At 65.1% G+C, this 16,609-nt stretch carries 14 protein-coding genes; 6 read left to right on the top strand and 8 right to left on the bottom strand.

Annotation, left to right across the window (positions count from 1 at the left end; all coding sequences use genetic code 11):
* Positions 1-59: 59 nt before the first annotated feature.
* From AC1ME3_RS01875 to AC1ME3_RS01885, 3 genes are all read right to left on the bottom strand, one after another.
* On the bottom strand, positions 60-575 hold the full coding sequence (locus AC1ME3_RS01875) for a YciE/YciF ferroxidase family protein (RefSeq protein WP_056489424.1): 516 nt from the start codon (positions 573-575) through the stop codon (positions 60-62).
* A 110-nt stretch (positions 576-685) separates the two neighbouring features.
* Complete coding sequence (gene wrbA / locus AC1ME3_RS01880; RefSeq protein ID WP_480954611.1) at positions 686-1,288, bottom strand: NAD(P)H:quinone oxidoreductase; 603 nt, start codon at positions 1,286-1,288, stop codon at positions 686-688.
* A gap of 117 nt (positions 1,289-1,405) precedes the next feature.
* The gene (locus AC1ME3_RS01885) at positions 1,406-2,125 is read right to left on the bottom strand and encodes a pirin family protein (protein WP_480954612.1); all 720 of its coding nucleotides are present in this window, start codon (positions 2,123-2,125) and stop codon (positions 1,406-1,408) included.
* Positions 2,126-2,383: 258 nt separating this feature from the next.
* On the opposite strand from AC1ME3_RS01885, the gene AC1ME3_RS01890 reads away from it, so the two are divergent.
* The 4 genes from AC1ME3_RS01890 to ctrA all read left to right on the top strand — a co-directional run bounded on the left by AC1ME3_RS01890 (position 2,384) and on the right by ctrA (position 7,567).
* Complete coding sequence (locus AC1ME3_RS01890; protein WP_480954613.1) at positions 2,384-3,289, top strand: LysR family transcriptional regulator; 906 nt, start codon at positions 2,384-2,386, stop codon at positions 3,287-3,289.
* A gap of 232 nt (positions 3,290-3,521) precedes the next feature.
* On the top strand, positions 3,522-5,258 hold the full coding sequence (gene mqo, locus AC1ME3_RS01895; protein ID WP_480954614.1) for a malate dehydrogenase (quinone): 1,737 nt from the start codon (positions 3,522-3,524) through the stop codon (positions 5,256-5,258).
* Between the two features lie 363 nt (positions 5,259-5,621).
* Positions 5,622-6,713: an AI-2E family transporter gene (locus AC1ME3_RS01900; protein WP_480954615.1), complete on the top strand. Its 1,092-nt coding sequence runs from the start codon at positions 5,622-5,624 to the stop codon at positions 6,711-6,713.
* Between the two features lie 152 nt (positions 6,714-6,865).
* Entirely contained in the window at positions 6,866-7,567 is a 702-nt protein-coding gene (gene ctrA / locus AC1ME3_RS01905) for a response regulator transcription factor CtrA (protein WP_056064964.1), read from the top strand.
* Between the two features lie 56 nt (positions 7,568-7,623).
* Here ctrA and AC1ME3_RS01910 read toward each other — a convergent pair whose 3' ends face one another.
* The gene (locus AC1ME3_RS01910; RefSeq protein WP_480954616.1) at positions 7,624-9,060 is read right to left on the bottom strand and encodes a phospholipase D-like domain-containing protein; all 1,437 of its coding nucleotides are present in this window, start codon (positions 9,058-9,060) and stop codon (positions 7,624-7,626) included.
* A gap of 100 nt (positions 9,061-9,160) precedes the next feature.
* Between AC1ME3_RS01910 and dinB the strand changes: the two genes are divergently transcribed.
* On the top strand, positions 9,161-10,246 hold the full coding sequence (dinB, locus tag AC1ME3_RS01915; RefSeq protein ID WP_480954617.1) for a DNA polymerase IV: 1,086 nt from the start codon (positions 9,161-9,163) through the stop codon (positions 10,244-10,246).
* A gap of 2 nt (positions 10,247-10,248) precedes the next feature.
* Here the strand turns inward: dinB and AC1ME3_RS01920 are convergent, their stop codons facing one another.
* The 3 genes from AC1ME3_RS01920 to AC1ME3_RS01930 form a co-directional block, all read right to left on the bottom strand.
* Positions 10,249-12,099: an ATP-binding protein gene (locus AC1ME3_RS01920; protein ID WP_480954618.1), complete on the bottom strand. Its 1,851-nt coding sequence runs from the start codon at positions 12,097-12,099 to the stop codon at positions 10,249-10,251.
* Positions 12,099-14,009, bottom strand: a complete 1,911-nt coding sequence (locus AC1ME3_RS01925) for a putative bifunctional diguanylate cyclase/phosphodiesterase (RefSeq protein WP_480954619.1) — start codon at positions 14,007-14,009, stop codon at positions 12,099-12,101. Before AC1ME3_RS01925 ends, AC1ME3_RS01920 begins: the two co-directional genes overlap by 1 nt.
* An 87-nt stretch (positions 14,010-14,096) precedes the next feature.
* Positions 14,097-15,011, bottom strand: coding sequence for an ROK family protein (locus tag AC1ME3_RS01930; protein ID WP_056488750.1), 915 nt, complete (start codon positions 15,009-15,011; stop codon positions 14,097-14,099).
* Positions 15,012-15,176: 165 nt separating this feature from the next.
* Here AC1ME3_RS01930 and AC1ME3_RS01935 point away from each other — a divergent pair, with 165 nt between their 5' ends.
* Positions 15,177-15,785, top strand: coding sequence for a Dps family protein (locus AC1ME3_RS01935; RefSeq protein WP_056488739.1), 609 nt, complete (start codon positions 15,177-15,179; stop codon positions 15,783-15,785).
* Positions 15,786-15,866: 81 nt separating this feature from the next.
* Here AC1ME3_RS01935 and AC1ME3_RS01940 read toward each other — a convergent pair whose 3' ends face one another.
* On the bottom strand, positions 15,867-16,469 hold the full coding sequence (locus AC1ME3_RS01940) for a hypothetical protein (RefSeq protein ID WP_480955888.1): 603 nt from the start codon (positions 16,467-16,469) through the stop codon (positions 15,867-15,869).
* Between the last annotated feature and the right edge of the window lie 140 nt (positions 16,470-16,609).

Here is a 16,609-nt window from a genome sequence, read left to right on the forward strand (position 1 = left end):
AAAACGGGCCGGCGATCGCATGATCGCCGGCCCGTTTCCTTAGTTACGTCGCGAAAACCTCAGGCGGTAACCGCCTCGGCCTTCGGATTGACCTTCGACGTAGCCATCGCGGTCAGCTTGTCGTCGGTCGCATATTCCTCGTCGAGCGTTTCCTTCAGGATCGCCGCGATCTCGCTGCGACCAAGCTGGTTCGCCCACGCGATCAGCGTGCCATAGCGCGTAATCTCGTAATGCTCGACCGCCTGCGCCGACGCGATCAGCGCCGCGTCGAGGACAGCCTTGTCGGCGATCTCGCCCGCGACTTCGTTGGCTTCCTTGATGATCCCGTCGATCGCCGGGCAGGTCACCGCCTTTGCCTTCTCGCCGAGCAGCTCGAAGATCCGCTCGAGCCGAACGATCTGTCCCTCGGTCTCGCGCAGATGCGTTTCGAACCCGGCCTTCAGACCCGGCGCGGTCGCCTTGTCGGTCATCTTCGGCAGTGCCTTGGTGATCTGGTGCTCAGCATAATACACGTCTTGCAACTGGTGCAGGAACAGGTCTTCGAACGTCGCGATGTCCTTGGAAAACAGGCCCATGATCATATCCTCGCATAGCTGGTGCACGCGAAGCGAAATGCTCCGGTCGTGGTGAAACGCCCTTACCGCGGGGTAAGTTTCGTCTCCCCAACCACCGGAGCGTCGGGGGATCAGCCCTTCAGCTTGGCCGCCGTCTCGGCGATCCGCTTGCCCTGGTAGCGCGCGCCATCGAGCTCGTCCTTGCTCGGCATCCGGCTGCCGTCGCCATCCGAGATCGTCGTCGCGCCGTAGGGCGAGCCGCCCTTGACCGTGTCGACGCCCATCTGCGCCTGGAAGCCGTAGTCGAGCCCGACGATCGTCATGCCGTGATGGATCAGGTTGGTGATGATCGAGAACAACGTCGTTTCCTGGCCGCCATGCTGGCTCGCGGTCGAGGTGAACGCACCGCCGACCTTGCCGATCAGCGCGCCCGAGAACCACTGCCCGCCGGTCGTATCCCAGAACTGCGCCATCTGCGCGGGCATCCGGCCGAAGCGGGTCGGCGCACCGACGATGATCGCGTCATACTGCTCGAGCGCGGCGGGGCCTTCGATCTCGGCATGCGCGGTGTCGGTCTTGAAGTGCGCGGATTCCACCACCGACTGTGGTGCAGTTTCGGCGACACGGCGGATGTCCACCTCGGCTCCGCCGGCGCGCGCGCCCTCGGCGACGGCATCCGCCATCTGCTCGATATGGCCATAGGACGAGTAATAGAGCACGAGAACCTTGGTCATGGGCATTTCCTTCGAGTTCCCCTCCCGCTTGCGGGAGGGGTTAGGGGAGGGCAGTTCCGGGCGAGGTCGAGAAAGGAAGCCCCTCCCCCGACCCCTCCCGCAAGCGGGAGGGGAGTCTTACTCCGAGTCCACCAGAACGATCTCGGCGTCTTCTTGAGCCGTGATCGTCACCGTCTGGCCGCCCAGCAGCGCCGCTCCGTCGCGCGCCCCGAAGGCGTCGTCGCCGATCGTGATCGCACCGGTCGCCGGCACTAGGTACACATGGCGTCCCTCGCCGACCGCATAGTCGACGCTGTCGCCAGCCTTCAACGTCGCCGCCAGCACCCGCGCATTCGCCCGGATCGGCAACGCATCGCCGTCACCCTCGAACCCGCTGGCCAGCGTCACGAACTGACCCGAACGCTCGCCCTTCGGAAACGGCTTGGCACCCCAGCTCGGCGCGCCACCTTTTCGCGACGGCTCGATCCAGATCTGGAAGATCGTCGTCGTCTCGGGCTCGAGGTTATACTCGGCATGCCGCACGCCGGTCCCCGCGCTCATCACCTGCACGTCGCCAGCCTCGGTGCGGCCCTTGTTGCCGAGCGAATCCTGGTGCGTGATCGCCCCGCTGCGGACATAGGTGATGATCTCCATGTCCTGATGCGGATGCGGCGGGAAGCCCGAGTTCGCGGCGATCTGGTCGTCGTTCCAGACGCGGATCGCGCCCCAGCCCATCCGGGCGGGATCGTAATAGCTCGCGAACGAGAAATGATGCCGCGCATTCAGCCAGCCATGATCGGCATGGCCAAGGCTGTCGAAGGGGCGGCGGTCTACTTTGGAAAGGGTCGTGGTCGTCATGATAGGTCTCCACTGGTTGACCCCAAGATAGGCGCTGCGATTACGCCGTAAATAGAAACGCTGGAAACCGATCGTTTCGGTTGGTAACGTGGCCTCAAAGTAGAGCACCCATAGAGTGCACCACCCCGGCGGAGGCCGGGGCCCAGTTGGGGAACGTTGGTAACGAAGTGCGGTCCGTCGTTACGACCACCTTTCCAACTGGGCCCCGGCCTCCGCCGGGGTGGTAAATCCAGTACGGCTCTAATATCGGAGACCCACATGCGCCTGCCCGATCTCGAAGCCTGGGCGATCTTCGCCAGCGTCGTCGAGCACCGCTCGTTCAGCGCCGCCGCCGACGCGGTCGGGCTCAGCAAGGCGACCGTGTCGAAGGCGATCACCCGCCTCGAAGCGCATCTCGGCCAGTCGCTCTTCCACCGCACCTCGCGCCGCCTCGCGCTCACCGAAGCCGGCAAGCCGCTCGCCGAGCACGCCGCGCGGATCCTCGCCGAAGCCCGCGCCGCCGAGGAGTCCGCACACGACGCCGCCAGCGCGCATACCGGCCGCGTCCGCCTCGCCGCTCCGATGAGCTTCGGCGTCACCAACGTCGCCCCGATCCTCGCCGAGTTCCTCGTCGCGCACCCGGGAATCGAGGTCGACTTCCACCTCTCCGACGCGCGCGTCGACATCGTCGCGGAAGGCTTCGACGTCGCGCTGCGGATCGCCGAGCTCCCTGACAGCTCGCTCCGTGCCCGCCGCCTGTGCAGCATCCAGGCGCACACCGTCGCCGCACCCAGCTACCTCGTCAAGCACGGCACCCCGACACACCCGGCACAGCTCGGCGAGCACCAGCTGGTCGGCTATTCGAACGTCGTCGGCCCGTGGCGCTTCCACGGCCCCGGCGGCGCCGACGTCTCGGTCCGCCTGCAAGGCCAGCTCACCGCCAACAGCGGCGAAGCGATCGTCCCCGCGCTGATCGCCGGGCTCGGCATCGCGCGCCTGCCCGACTTCATCGTCGACCGGCATATCGCGTCCGGCGCACTCGTCACGATCCTCGAAGACTGGGCGCCAGCGAAGATCGGTCTCCACCTCCTGACCCCGCCAAGTCCCCTCCGCCCGGCCCGCGTCGAGGCACTCATAGACTTCCTCGCCGCACGCCTCCGCGATCCGAACGCCGGGCAAGCGTAAAGCGGCCACCTTGCGCAAAACCGGGCCGGATGCCATGTAAGAGGCTGGATAGACGCTCGAGTTTGCACCCCAGCGCGATCCCAACGACACCCGATACCGGGATGAGGACTTTGAGCAGCGGCCGCGCTCAGTCGGTAGTAATTGTATCGATTTTACGCAATTTTCGCGTGGCTGACCCGATAATCCGGTCATGGATTTTCGTCGTCTTCGGCCTGTGTCGGGACAGCGGACCATGCCGAAACGTAAAGGCATCACCATGCGGCCAGACGCTAACGACACGATCTCCCCAAAATCCAATACCGGCGTGACCCGCCGCAACCTGCTCGGCTCGGCGATCGTCGCTGGCGGTGCAGCGGCGTTGCCGATCGCGCACGCCGACGCCGCGACCACCGAGCGGACGGTCGACGTCCTGCTGATCGGCGGCGGCATCATGAGCGCGACGCTCGCGGTCCTTCTGCGTGAACTCGAGCCGACCTGGACGATCGAGATGGTCGAGCGTCTCGACAAGGTCGCCGACGAAAGCTCGAACGGCTGGAACAACGCCGGCACCGGCCACTCCGCGCTGTGCGAACTGAACTACACGCCGGTCAACAAGGCTGACGGCAAGGTAGAGATCGCCAAGGCGGTCGAGATCAACGAACAGTTCCAGGTCACGCGCCAGTTCCTCAGCCACCAGGTCGATACCGGCATCCTCGCCAACCCGCGCTCGTTCATCAATTCGACGCCGCACATGAACCTGGTGTGGGGCGATGCCAACGTCGCCTTCCTGCAAAAGCGCCACGCCGCGCTCCAGGCGAGCCCGCTCTTCTCCGGCATGGAATTCACCACCGACCCGAAGCAAATCTCGCAGTGGGTGCCGGTGATGATGGAAGGCCGTGCGCCCGGCACCAAGCTCGCCGCGACGCGCTCGCCGCTCGGCACCGATTGCGACTGGGGCGAGGTCACGCGCCAGTACATCGCGTCGCTCGCCAAGCAGGACAATTTCACGCTGACCACGGGCCACGAGGTCCGCTCGCTCGAACGCGAGATGATCGGCGGCAAGAAGGCGCGCTGGCGCGTCACCGCGCGCGACATGAAGACCGACGAGAAGCAGGTCATCAAGGCGCGCTTCGTGTTCGCAGGCGCAGGCGGCGGCGCGCTGCCGATCCTCCAGAAGTCCGGCATTCCCGAGGCCGACGATTATGCCGGCTTCCCCGTCGGCGGCTCGTTCCTCGTCGCGGACAAGCCCGCAATCACGCACCGCCATCTCGCCAAGGTATACGGCAAGGCCGCGGTCGGCTCGCCGCCGATGTCCGTGCCGCATCTAGACACACGGTTCCTCGACGGCAAGCAAGCGCTGTTGTTCGGCCCGTTCGCGACCTTCTCGACCAAGTTCCTCAAGGAAGGCTCGTATTTCGATCTTCCGGCGTCGGTCACGCTCGACAATTTCCGGCCGATGCTCGCGGTCGGCTGGGACGATTTCGACCTCGTCGAATATCTCGCAGGCCAGCTCATCATGTCGGACAGCGACCGGATGGATGCCCTGCGCGAGTATTTCCCGGGTGCGAAGGACGGCGACTGGCGCCTGTGGCAGGCGGGCCAGCGCGTCCAGATCATCAAGCGCGATCCGGAAAAGGGCGGCGTACTGCGGCTCGGCACCGAGATCGTCGCGTCGAAGGACGGCTCGATCGCCGCACTGCTCGGCGCCTCGCCAGGTGCCTCGACCGCGCCGTCGATCATGCTCAACCTGCTGAAGAAGGTGTTCCCGAACCACCTCGCCACCGCCGGCTGGCAGGCGAAGATCCGCGAGATCGTGCCGACCTACGGCGTGATGCTCAACGAGACCCCGGACGTCCTCGCCGAGCATTGGGCATCAACCGCGGACACGCTGCAACTCGCGATCCCCTCGCCCACGGTCGGCGTCGCAGCCGGCCCACGCCCCGCGGCGATGCGCGTAAAGCCAGACCGCAGCCCCGACCTCGCGCTGTAAGCTATTCCGACGTCCATTCTACAATCCTCCCCCGCCAGGGGGAGGTGGCTGGCACTTGCCAGACGGAGGGGGAGGCAGGCGATGACGGCCGTTGCGAGTCCCCCCTCCGTCACCTTCGGCGACACCTCCCCCTGGCGGGGGAGGATCAGCGAGTGTCGTTTCCGGAACGTACCTTAAGTCCTTGGAACGGCTGTCCTACGCTGCGACGATCTGCCACGGTCGCAAGATGATTGCCCCGCCCTCCTCGCAAAATCACCACCAATCCAGCCGCAGATCGGCTCCGAAGGCCGGAAGTGCACAGTCCGCGCAAACCGCGCCAGCGCGTGCACTTTGTGAACTTCCGGCTTTTCGGCGGGCCGCAGCGTGAACCGCCTGGCCCCCGATGCAGACGATTCGCGCTTCATCCGCCGCGTCATCCTGACCATCGTAATCGTCGCGGTCGTCGCCGCACTCTACAAGGCCGGCGACCTGCTCATCCTCGCCTTCGGATCGATGCTCGGCGCGATCGTCATCCACGCAATCGCCGATCTCTACCGCGACCATCTCCGCGTTCCGCGCAAGCCCGCGCTCGGCCTCGGCATCGCCACCGTGCTCGGCGTCATCGCCTTCCTCGTCTGGCTGTTCGGTGTGCAGTTCCGCAGCCAGGTCAACGTCCTGATCGCGCAGACGCCGGCGCTGCTCGACCAGCTCGCCGCCTATCTCTCGCAAAGCGCGGTCGGCGCGAAGCTCGTCGACGCCGTACAACAGGCCTATGCCGGGTCGAAGGTCGCGCAGGATGTCGGCGGCCTCGTGACGGGGGCGGGCGAACTCGTCCTAAACTGCCTGTTGCTGTTGGTCGGCGCGCTGTTCTTCGCCGCCGATCCCAAGGTGTACGAACGCGGCTTCCTGTTGCTGATCCCGCGCTCGAAGCGGGCCGCGGTCGAGGATGCGCTGTTCGACGTCGGCTCGACGCTCCGGCTGTGGCTCGGCTCGTCGCTGATCCTGATGACGACGATGGGCATCCTGGTCGGCATCGGGCTCTGGTTGTCGGGCGTCCCCAGCGCCGCCGCGCTCGGCCTGCTCGCCGGACTGTCCGAGTTCATTCCGTATATCGGCCCCACCGCAGCGATGATCCCGGCGCTCGGACTCGCCGCCACGCAGGGCACCTCGTCGATCGTCGGTACGCTCGTCACCTATGCGGTCGTTCGGCTCGTCCAGACCAATTTCATCACGCCGTACGTCCAGAACCGCGTGATCTCGATCCCGCCCGCGATCACGGTTTTCGCAATCATCGGCATCGGTACGATCTTCGGCCTGTTCGGCTTGTTCTTTTCAGCAGCGCTGCTGGTGGTGATCTTCACGCTCGTCCGCAGCCTGTATCTGCGCGAGGTTCTCGGCGAGGATATCCCGAAGACGGTCCACCGGACGTTGCTCGGCCCCGACCTGACGCCGAGCCCCCCGGCCGAAGATTTGTAAGGAATTCAACCGCTCGCTGGCCAACAGTCCGATTCGCCGCGTCAACCTTAGTTCGAAATTAACCTTTTGCCTTCAGATGTTGTGTGGTTAATGAATGGAAGTCGAGCTGCTGACATGGGGTGTCGGGCGGTCTCGCGAACAGGGGACGACGCATGCGAGTGCTGCTGATCGAGGACGAGCCGACGACGGCCAAGGCTATCGAGCTGATGCTGACGACAGAAGGGTTCAACGTCTACATCACCGATCTCGGGGAAGAAGGCCTCGATCTGGGCAAGCTGTATGATTACGACATCATCCTGCTCGACCTCAACCTGCCCGACATGCACGGCTATGACGTGCTGAAACGCCTGCGCGTCGCCCGTGTCGCGACGCCGGTGCTGATCCTGTCGGGCGTCAACGAGATGGACTCGAAGGTCCGCAGCTTCGGCTTCGGCGCCGACGACTATGTCACCAAGCCGTTCCACCGCGAGGAACTGATCGCGCGCATCCACGCCGTCGTCCGTCGCTCCAAGGGTCACAGCCAGTCGGTCATCCGCACCGGCAAGCTGGCGGTCAATCTCGACGCCAAGACGGTCGAAGTGAACGGCAGCCGCGTTCATCTGACCGGCAAGGAATATGCGATGCTGGAGCTGCTCTCGCTCCGCAAGGGCACGACCTTGACCAAGGAAATGTTCCTCAACCACCTCTACGGCGGGATGGACGAGCCCGAGTTGAAGATCATCGACGTCTTCATCTGCAAGCTCCGCAAGAAGCTCAGCCTCGCGTGCGACGGCGAAAATTATATCGAGACCGTCTGGGGTCGCGGCTACGTGCTGCGCGAGCCCGACGAAGTGCTCGAATCCCAGGTCGCGTAACTCCCCAGTATCCGGGAGCATGAAGGCCGTGGCATCGGGGGGTGCCGCGGCCTTTCCTATTTACGCCGCCACCGCCGGAACAGCCCCCGCTTGCTAAGCGACTCGAACATCTCCTGAGGCCCTTCCGGATCGAGCACCTCGTTATCCGCCAGCCAAGCCTCGACCGCAGTCAGGTCGGGCACCTCGTAACACCGCAGCGTCTTGCTCACGCCGACCGAATCCTGCCGCAACCGTTCGATCGTCTCGATCAACGAGCCCGTCTCGGCGATCATCGCACTGACCACCTCGACCGCGACACCGAGATGCTCCGCCATCAACCCGTCCCGGATCGCCGCAATCCCCTCCGTAGTCGCCGCGTCGGCAGCCCGAATCGCCAGATCACACTCCGTATCGAGCCGCAGCGACCGATTGTTGACGTTCGAAGACCCCAACCGGAACACGTCGTCGTCCGCGATCAGGATCTTGGCGTGGCAATAGATCGGCGCGCCGTCCTTGGTGTACGGATGATACATCCGCAGCCGCCGGTGCGTGTCCCGCCGGTGCAGCGCCTCCATCAACCGCGCCCGCGCCGTGTCCATCGCCAGCGGCTCCAGCCACCCCTGCGCCACGGTCGGGTTGATGATGACGATCTCCGGCCCGTCCGCCTCGTCGAGCCGCCTCGCCACCGCCTCCGCCACTTTCCGCGACGCGAAATACTGGCTCTCGATATACAGATGCTTCTTCGCGCGGGCGATCTGCCCCAGGAACAGTGCCTCGCTCTCGTACACCGGCGCCTGGTCCGACATCTCCGGCTCGGTCCGCGCGATGCCGACGTCGACGTCACGGAAATCGACCGCAAGCCCCTCGGGCCAGAACGTCCCGCCCGGCACGCCTGCCGCCATCGGCTTGCCCCCCGCCAGTCGCCAGCGACGCCGGAACAGCTCCCCCAGCGTATGTGCGACGGGGCCCTGCACCGCGCTGATCGCGTCGTGCCATGGCTTGTACGGCTTGCCAGATGGCTGCACGCGGTGCGGATCGCCATCGCGGTGCTCACGCGTGTCCCAGCGATCGCCGGTCATGTCGATCCCGCCGCAGAACGCCAGCGCATCGTCGATGATGACGATCTTCTGGTGATGCGACGCGGCGGTCGGATGATGCCCGTCGAGCTTGGTATGAATCCGCCTGTGCCGCATCCACTTGAGCATCGTGAACAGCGTGGACCCGCGGAACAGCGACTTGATCGCCCCGGTATCCCAGCGCAGCACGAAGATCTCGAGGTCGGGTTCGCGCTCGACCAGCCAGTGCATGAACGCACCCAGCGTCTTGGGTTCGCCCGGCCGATCGACGCCGGGCTCGAGCGAAATACGCGCATCGAAGTCCCAGCCGATCAGCAGGATGCGGCGCTTGGCCCCCAGCATTGCGACGCGCGCGGTCCGGAAATAGTCCGCCGCATCGACGATCACCGCCATCCGCTCGGCGCGTTCGATCCGCCAGCACTCCGTCCCAACCTGCATCGGTATCCCTTCGTCCGTTGCCGGAAGATATGCGCGGCGCGCGGTTTGGTTGCGTAAACGCCCTGTATCGTCGCGCCCTGCCGCCCTATCTGGGATGACGATGGCCGCTCTTCCTACCCAGCCGCCGGCACAGCGCAAGGTGATCCATGTCGACATGGACGCCTTCTACGCGTCGGTCGAACAGCGAGACGACCCCTCGCTCAAGGGCCGCCCGGTGGCGGTCGGCGGGTCGCGTGCGCGGGGCGTCGTGGCGGCGGCAAGCTACGAGGCGCGTGCGTTCGGCGTGCGCAGCGCGATGCCGTCGGTCACCGCGATCCGGAAATGTCCCGACCTCGTGTTCGTGCCCCCCCGGTTCGACGTGTACCGCGAAGTCTCGGACCGCATCCGCGCGATCTTCGCCGACTATACCGACCTGATCGAGCCGCTGTCGCTCGACGAGGCGTATCTCGACGTCACCGAAGATATCCGCGGGCTCGGCACGGCCGCCGCGATCGCGGAGGAAATCCGCGCGCGGATCAAGGCGGATACCGGCCTCACCGCGTCCGCCGGGGTCAGCTACAACAAGTTCATCGCCAAGCTCGCCTCGGACCAGAACAAGCCCGACGGCATCTGCATCATCACGCCGAAGCGCGGCGCGGCGTTCGTCCAGTCACTACCGGTGAAGCGCTTCCATGGTGTAGGGCCAGTGACCGCGCAGAAGATGGAACGGCTCGGCATCCTCACCGGCGCGGACCTCTACGGCATGACGCTCGCGTTCCTGCAGGCGCATTTCGGCAGCTATGCGGACTATCTCTACGGTGCGGCACGCGGCATCGATCACCGGCCCGTGCGCGTCAACCGGGCCGCGAAGTCGGTCGGCGCGGAACGGACGTTCGAGACGAACCTGACGACCGCGGAGGATTTGCGGGCGGCGCTGCACCGAGTGGCGGATGCGGCTTGGGTGCGGATCGAACGGCACGGCACCCGCGGTCGCACGGTCACGCTCAAGCTGCGCCACGCGGACTTCCGCACGATCACGCGTGCACGATCGTCGCAGGCGCCGGTCACGGACAAGGCTGCATTCCTGGCGGCGGGCCTCGACCTGCTGATGGCGCAACTGCCCGTGCCGGACGGCGTGCGCCTGCTAGGGCTCACGTTGTCGGGCATCATGGGCGAAGACGACGAAATACAGCCTAGCCTGTTGTAGGTTCAACTGGCGTCGGCGCCCCCTGCATCGGGCGCCAGCAGCGTCAGGATCGCAACCGCGCCTTGTCCCGGCCCTTCGCTTTCCAAACGCAGCGAACCCTGCATCGCGTTCACCGAATTGGCGCACCAGTGCAGTCCCAGCCCGCCCGACTTGTGCGCGCGCGTCGAGAAGCCCCGGTGAAACAGCGTCGCCGCGACCTCAGGCGTGATCCCCTCGCCATCGTCGCGAATCTCGATCGTCACACGGCCGTCGCCCTGCTCGATGGCGGTAACGATCGATCCGCTGCCGGTTCCCCGCGCGACGATCGATTCGGCCGCATTGGCGAATAGGTTGCCGATCACCTGGCTCAGGATCAGCCGGTTCGCCATGACCAGATTGGGTCCCGCGGGAAACCCGAACGCGATTGAAGCGCCGTCTAGATAGCGGACGATCGTCGAATTGCGCGCGATGATCGCGGTGACGTCGCATATCTCCAGCGCGGGACGTTCGTGCGCGCCCTGCTGCTGCTGCCCGATGATCTCGAGCACATGACCCATCGCCTCGCGGCCGATGCTGAGTTCGTGACGGGTGGATTCGCGATTGGCGGCTTCCGCGTCGATCGCCGCGGTGACGAACGCGGCCAGCTTCTCGCGGCGTTCGTCGGAAACATCGCCTCGCGCCAGTTCGTCGATTGCCCGATCGAGCGTAGCGCGGTCGATCGGCGGCGCCTGCGCAATCTCGCGGCTGAGGATCGTGCTGATCGGGTTCAGCGCGTTGCGGACGTTGTGCATCACCGCCACCGCACTTTCGCTCCGCCCAAGATCGAACGACTGCACGCCGATCTGTTCGCGTAGATCCTTCAACTGCTGCAACATCGCGTTGAAGTTGCGCCCGAGCGAGCCGATCTCGTCGCGCCGCTCGTCCTCTTCGAGCAGCGTAAGCGATCCCGACGCGCGAACTCGACGCATATGGTTTTCGATGCGCAGCAACGGACGCAGCACGAGTTGCGCTATGAGGCGACGCAGCACGATGAGCACGAACAGCAGAAGCACAATCGATCCTGCGATCGCAAACACCAGCACGCGCCTGCCGAGCCGCGTCGCATCACTTGGCACGGCAAACCGAACGGTGGCCACGGCGCGCCCATCGGCGCCGATCAGTGGCACGGCAATTGCCGCTCTCGACCCTCGATAGGTTGCCACCCCCGAACTGCTGGAACCGACGTCTAACGTCGCATCGACACCCAAAGCTTCGGAAATCTGCTTGGCGGTTATCAAGCGCGCGATCGCGATATAGCCCCGCCCGGTATCCGCGCCGCTCGCGGCCGCCATTCGCGCGACACCTACCGCTGCGACACTATTCCCCAGCCGCGTATAGAACCGCGCCGAACGACGCGGACCAAGCACGTGCGCGAAGTCCGTACGATCGAGCAAATCAATCCATTGTTGCGACAAGGTCGAGCCCGGCAGTCCGTTCCAACTCGCGCGGGCAATACGGCCGTTTGTTGCGATTACGGCAATGCCATCGGCGGGGAGTGATCGCGTCGCAGGCATAGCGCGACTACCAGGCGCAAGCCTTGCCTCGGATAACCCCGCTGCATCGCGGCGATCTCGCGCTTCCGCCTGGACCCCGGCAGCGTATTTCGACAGCACCGCGCGCGTCCGTTCGACTTGCCCCGCGATCGCCGCGTCTTCCAGCTTGGTAAAGCTCGGCGTGATGATCGACGCCAGCAACACCGTGATCGCGACCGTCCCACACAGCGCCACGCCCGTCATGATCAGCACGAGTTTCGCACCAAGCGACGCAGGTCGCCGCATCTTGCCGAATTGCCGCCCCAGCGTCGCCGGGACGCGACCCATCCCGACAGTCGGCACTAGTTCAGCATTCCGTTGCCCAATTGCCGCGGTGCCGTCGGTCCGTCACCCGCCACATCGTCTTCGCCGCCGAGATAGCGCGCGTTTGCCATGCCGAGTGCGACATCCGCCGCAACCGGTCGCGAGTAAAAATAGCCCTGGAAATGGCTCGCCCCGGCCAGCTTGAGCGCCTGGACCTGCGCGTCGGTCTCGACGCCTTCCGCAATCACGCCCAGTCCCAGCGCGCGACCGAGGTGGATGATCGAATGCACGATCGCTGCGCTTTCGCGCTCCCGGCCCATCCCGTCGATGAACGAGCGGTCGATCTTAAGGCAATCGAGTGCGAACTTGCGGATGTTATAGAGGCTCGAATAGCCCGTTCCGAAATCGTCGAGCGCGATCCGAAACCCCATCTGGCGCAGCTTGTAGAGCGTCTCCGCCGCGCGTTCGGCATCGTCGAAGATCGCGGTTTCGGTAATCTCGATCTGCAATCGTGCAGGCTCGATCCCGGCGCGCTCGACGCTCTCCATGATGTGCCCGACGAAATTGTGACGGCGAAACTGGCGCGGCGAGAAATTGACCGACACATACTGACCGGGCCATTGCTTCAGGACGTCGAGCGCTTCGCCCAGTACCCAGTCGCCCAATTCGTGAATCAGGTTCGATTCCTCGGCGATCGGGATGAACGTGCTCGGGCTCATTGCGCCATATTCGTCGGTGTTCCAGCGGATGAGCGCCTCGAAACCGATCACCTCGACCGCGTCGCGTGATACGATCGGCTGATAGACCAAACTCAATTCGCCCTTCGCAATCGCCTGGCTCAGCCCACCCTCGACCCGCCGGCGAAAACGGATGCCTTCGTCCATGCTCTCGTCGAACAAGCGAACGATGCCGCGACCGCCGCGCTTGGCGTCGTTGAGCGCCAAGTCGGACCGTCGCATGACGTCGACCGGATCGCGGCCCTGCCCGCCTTCGCTGACGACCACGCCCGCCGACGCCCCGCCTTGCACAGAATTGCCGAACACCTGCAGGCTGACCGAGCACGCCGCGACGACTCGCTCGCACGCCATGACACCCGCCGCCTCGCCGGACGTCTCGAACAAGATGCCGAACTCATCCCCGCCAAGCCGGGCGACCAATGCTCCCTCCGGCGCCGATCGTTGCAGGATCGTGCAGATCTCACGGATGAGCGCGTCGCCCGCCAGATGGCCCAGCGTGTCATTGACCAGCTTGAAGCGATCCAGATCAACCATGACCGTCGCGAACAGTCCCGCCGCGCGCGTCCGCTCGGCAAGCGCGCGCAGGAACGCGAGCCGGTTCGGCGCGTCGGTCAGCGAGTCATGCGTCGCCATATGCACCGCGCGACTCTCGTTCGCCGCAAGCTCGGCGCTTTGCTCTTCGAGTTGAACAACCTGCGCGGCCAGCGTGACGCGGGCCGCCTTCAACTCGCGATCGATTTCCCATCGCTTCGCCAGCGCCGTCGCGGTCTGCGTGACCTCGGCGACCTCGAACGGTTTCGCGATGTAGAAGATCTTGTCGGCAGGTCCTGCAACCTTGCTGATTTCGATCGGCGAAAAATCGGAAAATCCGGTGACGATGACGAGGTTGATCTCCGGGTCGAGCGCCCGGATGCGCTGCGCCGTCTCGCGCCCGTCGATACCGGGTGGCATGCGGATATCGATGAACGCGACTGCGAACGGTTCGCGATCCGCCAAGGCACGCGCGACCTCGGCAACCGCGTCCAGGCCTTGATGTGCATGCGTCAGCGCGAAGCCGGCGATGTCCCCGCGCCGGAGCTCACTGGCGTTCCCGCCAAACAGGTCCGCCGCCATCGCGCCGAGCGCCTCCCCGCCCTCCGATCGCTGACCGGCGAAGCTGCGCCGGTAGCTGTCATGCATCGCTGGCTCGTCGTCCACGATCAGAATGCGCATCGATACAGTTCCTCACTGGCCACCGCATCCGTGCCTTGCGGTACGCCAAGTGCCTTCATCGTTGTGAAGGATAGTAACCTAAAGCAGTTAAGACGCTGTGAACGATGTTTGTAACTTATGTCCAAGTGCTTGAGCGCCCAGCACGATTGCGCCAAGCGGCCCAGCGTTGTTGCCTAACGCAGGCGGCACGATGAACGTATCGACGAGCGCGACCTCGGGCAGCGTGATATATCCGCCAAGGCTCCGCGTCATCGCGGCACGGACCCGCGGGAACAGGTGCGATGCCCCCATCACGCCGCCGCCCATCACGATGCGGCGCGGGATGCCGGTCAGCACGAGCGTGTGGCAAAGCTGCCCGAGCGCGTCGGCGACGTTATCCCAGACCGGATGCTCGGCAGGCGCTTCGTCGGCGGGAAATCCGATCCGTGCCGCGATGGCGGGTCCGGCTACCAAGCCTTCGATGCAGGCGCCATGAAACGGACAATTGCCGATCCAGTCGTCACCTTGAAAACGAGCGGGGCGGATATGCCCGAGTTCGGAATGCGTCAGCCCATCGACCGGCCGATTGCCCGCAATCATGCCGGCGCCGACGCCGGTGCCGACCGTGACATAGGCGATGTCCGGCAGGCCCTTCGCCGCCCCCCAGAATGCCTCGGCCAGCGCCGCGCCGACCACGTCGCTATGGAAACCCGTGGGCACGCCGTAACGGCGGCTCAGCCGTCCCGCGATATCGGTCCCGGCCCAGCCCGGCTTGGGCGTCGAGGTGATATGGCCGTAATCGCCCGAATGGCGATCGATCGAAACCGGCCCGAAGCTCGCGATACCGATCGCCACGAACCCGCTCCACCGGTCGAGCACCGCCTCGATCGCGGCCAGCGTCTCTTCAGGGCGGGTCGTTGGAATCCGCACGGTTTCCTCGATCTGGTCGGGTCCGCGCGCAAGAATGCAGATGCATTTGGTGCCGCCAAGTTCGATACCTGCGACCAGCGGTGCTTCCGTCATCCTCAACTCCCAACACGTTTACCGCGCCCGCTTCCTTCGCCGACGCCGTGCAGTCAAGAGCAGGTCGGTTCTGACGATCACGCTGAACGAGGATTTGATCTGCTGTCGATCCGTCCGTTCGTGCGTTATGCCGGTCGAGTTCACCCGAACAGACAGGAATTCCGAATGGCGAAGAAACCCGCGAAGCTGATCAAGGCGGACACCGATGTATCGGTCGAGGCACAGCCCCAGTACAAGGTCGAATATCGCGAGATCCAGCCTTATGGGACGCTGAAGAAACTCCCGATCGCACTCGAGGACAATGCCCGCGCCCAGAGCGTCGCGACGCTGAACCAGGTGCTCGCGGACACGATGACGATCCGCGACATGTACAAGAAGCATCACTGGCAGATGTCGGGCGCGACCTTCTATCAACTGCATCTGCTGCTCGACAAGCATTACGAGGAGCAGGCTGCACTCGTCGATCTCATCGCCGAACGCATCATGGCGCTTGGCGGTATCTCGATCGCGATGTCGCACGATGTCGCGGAGATGACGACCATCCCCCGCCCGCCCAAGGGTCGCGAAGACGTCCCCACGCAGCTCGCGCGCCTGCTCGAGGCGCATGAGATCATCCTTCGTCAGGCCCATGAAGGCGCCGAAGCTGCCGACGAATCGGGCGACGACGGCACCAACGATCTGCTGGTGAGCAACATCATCCGCACGCACGAACCGCAGGTGTGGTTCCTGGCAGAGCACCTCGCCGCGACCGAACTGGTCCGCAGCGACAAGTAAGATTACGGCCTCCTCTTCATGCGAAGAGGGGGCCGTACTTTCGTTCCGGCAATGCCATGGGCGATAGCCCGCCCGACGTGCTCAGCGCGTGGCGTTATACTTCAATTGATCGTCGGTGAGCTGGAACCCGACCAGCGCCTCGAAGCTCGCACGCAGCACGGCCTGGCGAACTTCCGGCGTGCTCAGCGGATCGACCGCAGCGTCCTGATCGCCTGCCTTGCGCTTGCGGGTCAGTTTCTCCCGAACGTCTTCAGGCAAGGTGGCCGCAGCGCGTGACACGGTTGCGGTCGTCGTGCCCGACGCCGAAGCCAGCGCCTGTCCGGCGGCGAAGTGCAACGTCACACGGCCGACGCGCTTGGCGACGACCGCGCTGCCGCCCCGCACGACCGTGATGAAATACGGCAACGTCACGTCGCGCGCCGCCTCAGTACGCGTCCGGCGAGCGCGGATGTCGAAGGTCACGTTGGTCACGACTTGATCCGTCGCATCCGCGCAGGTCGATCGGACGTTGGTCATGAACGCGGCGACGTCGATCGCCGACTGATCGCGGCTGGTGACCGGATCGAACAGCGTGATGTCGCCGGTCGCTGCCGGGATCGCCACGGGCGGGCAGACCGAGCGGACTGCGGAAATGCCGCCGGTCGCATCGACTTCGCCCTTGCCGGCGCACCCGCTCAACAAGATCGCACACGCAGAAACGGCTAGGATAGGGGCTTTCACGGCGACGCTTACCTTCTCGAACGAGCGAAAGGGCCACCGCATGTCGCAAGCGGCCCCTGTCGCGGCGCACCATAGGAACCGGCTATCGTCCAGGCAAGCAATCG

The sequence above is a fragment of the Sphingomonas sp. BL2 genome, from assembly GCF_056680015.1.

What these genes read in the sequence shown, in the direction of transcription:
- AC1ME3_RS01890 (WP_480954613.1), top strand. Translation starts at nt 2,384, where the DNA reads ATGCGCCTGCCCGATCTCGAAGCCTGGGCGATCTTCGCCAGCGTCGTC.
- AC1ME3_RS01910 (WP_480954616.1), bottom strand. Translation starts at nt 9,060, where the DNA reads ATGCAGGTTGGGACGGAGTGCTGGCGGATCGAACGCGCCGAGCGGATG.
- mqo (WP_480954614.1), top strand. Translation starts at nt 3,522, where the DNA reads ATGCCGAAACGTAAAGGCATCACCATGCGGCCAGACGCTAACGACACG.
- AC1ME3_RS01885 (WP_480954612.1), bottom strand. Translation starts at nt 2,125, where the DNA reads ATGACGACCACGACCCTTTCCAAAGTAGACCGCCGCCCCTTCGACAGC.
- AC1ME3_RS01925 (WP_480954619.1), bottom strand. Translation starts at nt 14,009, where the DNA reads ATGCGCATTCTGATCGTGGACGACGAGCCAGCGATGCATGACAGCTAC.
- wrbA (WP_480954611.1), bottom strand. Translation starts at nt 1,288, where the DNA reads ATGACCAAGGTTCTCGTGCTCTATTACTCGTCCTATGGCCATATCGAG.
- dinB (WP_480954617.1), top strand. Translation starts at nt 9,161, where the DNA reads ATGGCCGCTCTTCCTACCCAGCCGCCGGCACAGCGCAAGGTGATCCAT.
- AC1ME3_RS01930 (WP_056488750.1), bottom strand. Translation starts at nt 15,011, where the DNA reads ATGACGGAAGCACCGCTGGTCGCAGGTATCGAACTTGGCGGCACCAAA.
- ctrA (WP_056064964.1), top strand. Translation starts at nt 6,866, where the DNA reads ATGCGAGTGCTGCTGATCGAGGACGAGCCGACGACGGCCAAGGCTATC.
- AC1ME3_RS01935 (WP_056488739.1), top strand. Translation starts at nt 15,177, where the DNA reads ATGGCGAAGAAACCCGCGAAGCTGATCAAGGCGGACACCGATGTATCG.
- AC1ME3_RS01875 (WP_056489424.1), bottom strand. Translation starts at nt 575, where the DNA reads ATGGGCCTGTTTTCCAAGGACATCGCGACGTTCGAAGACCTGTTCCTG.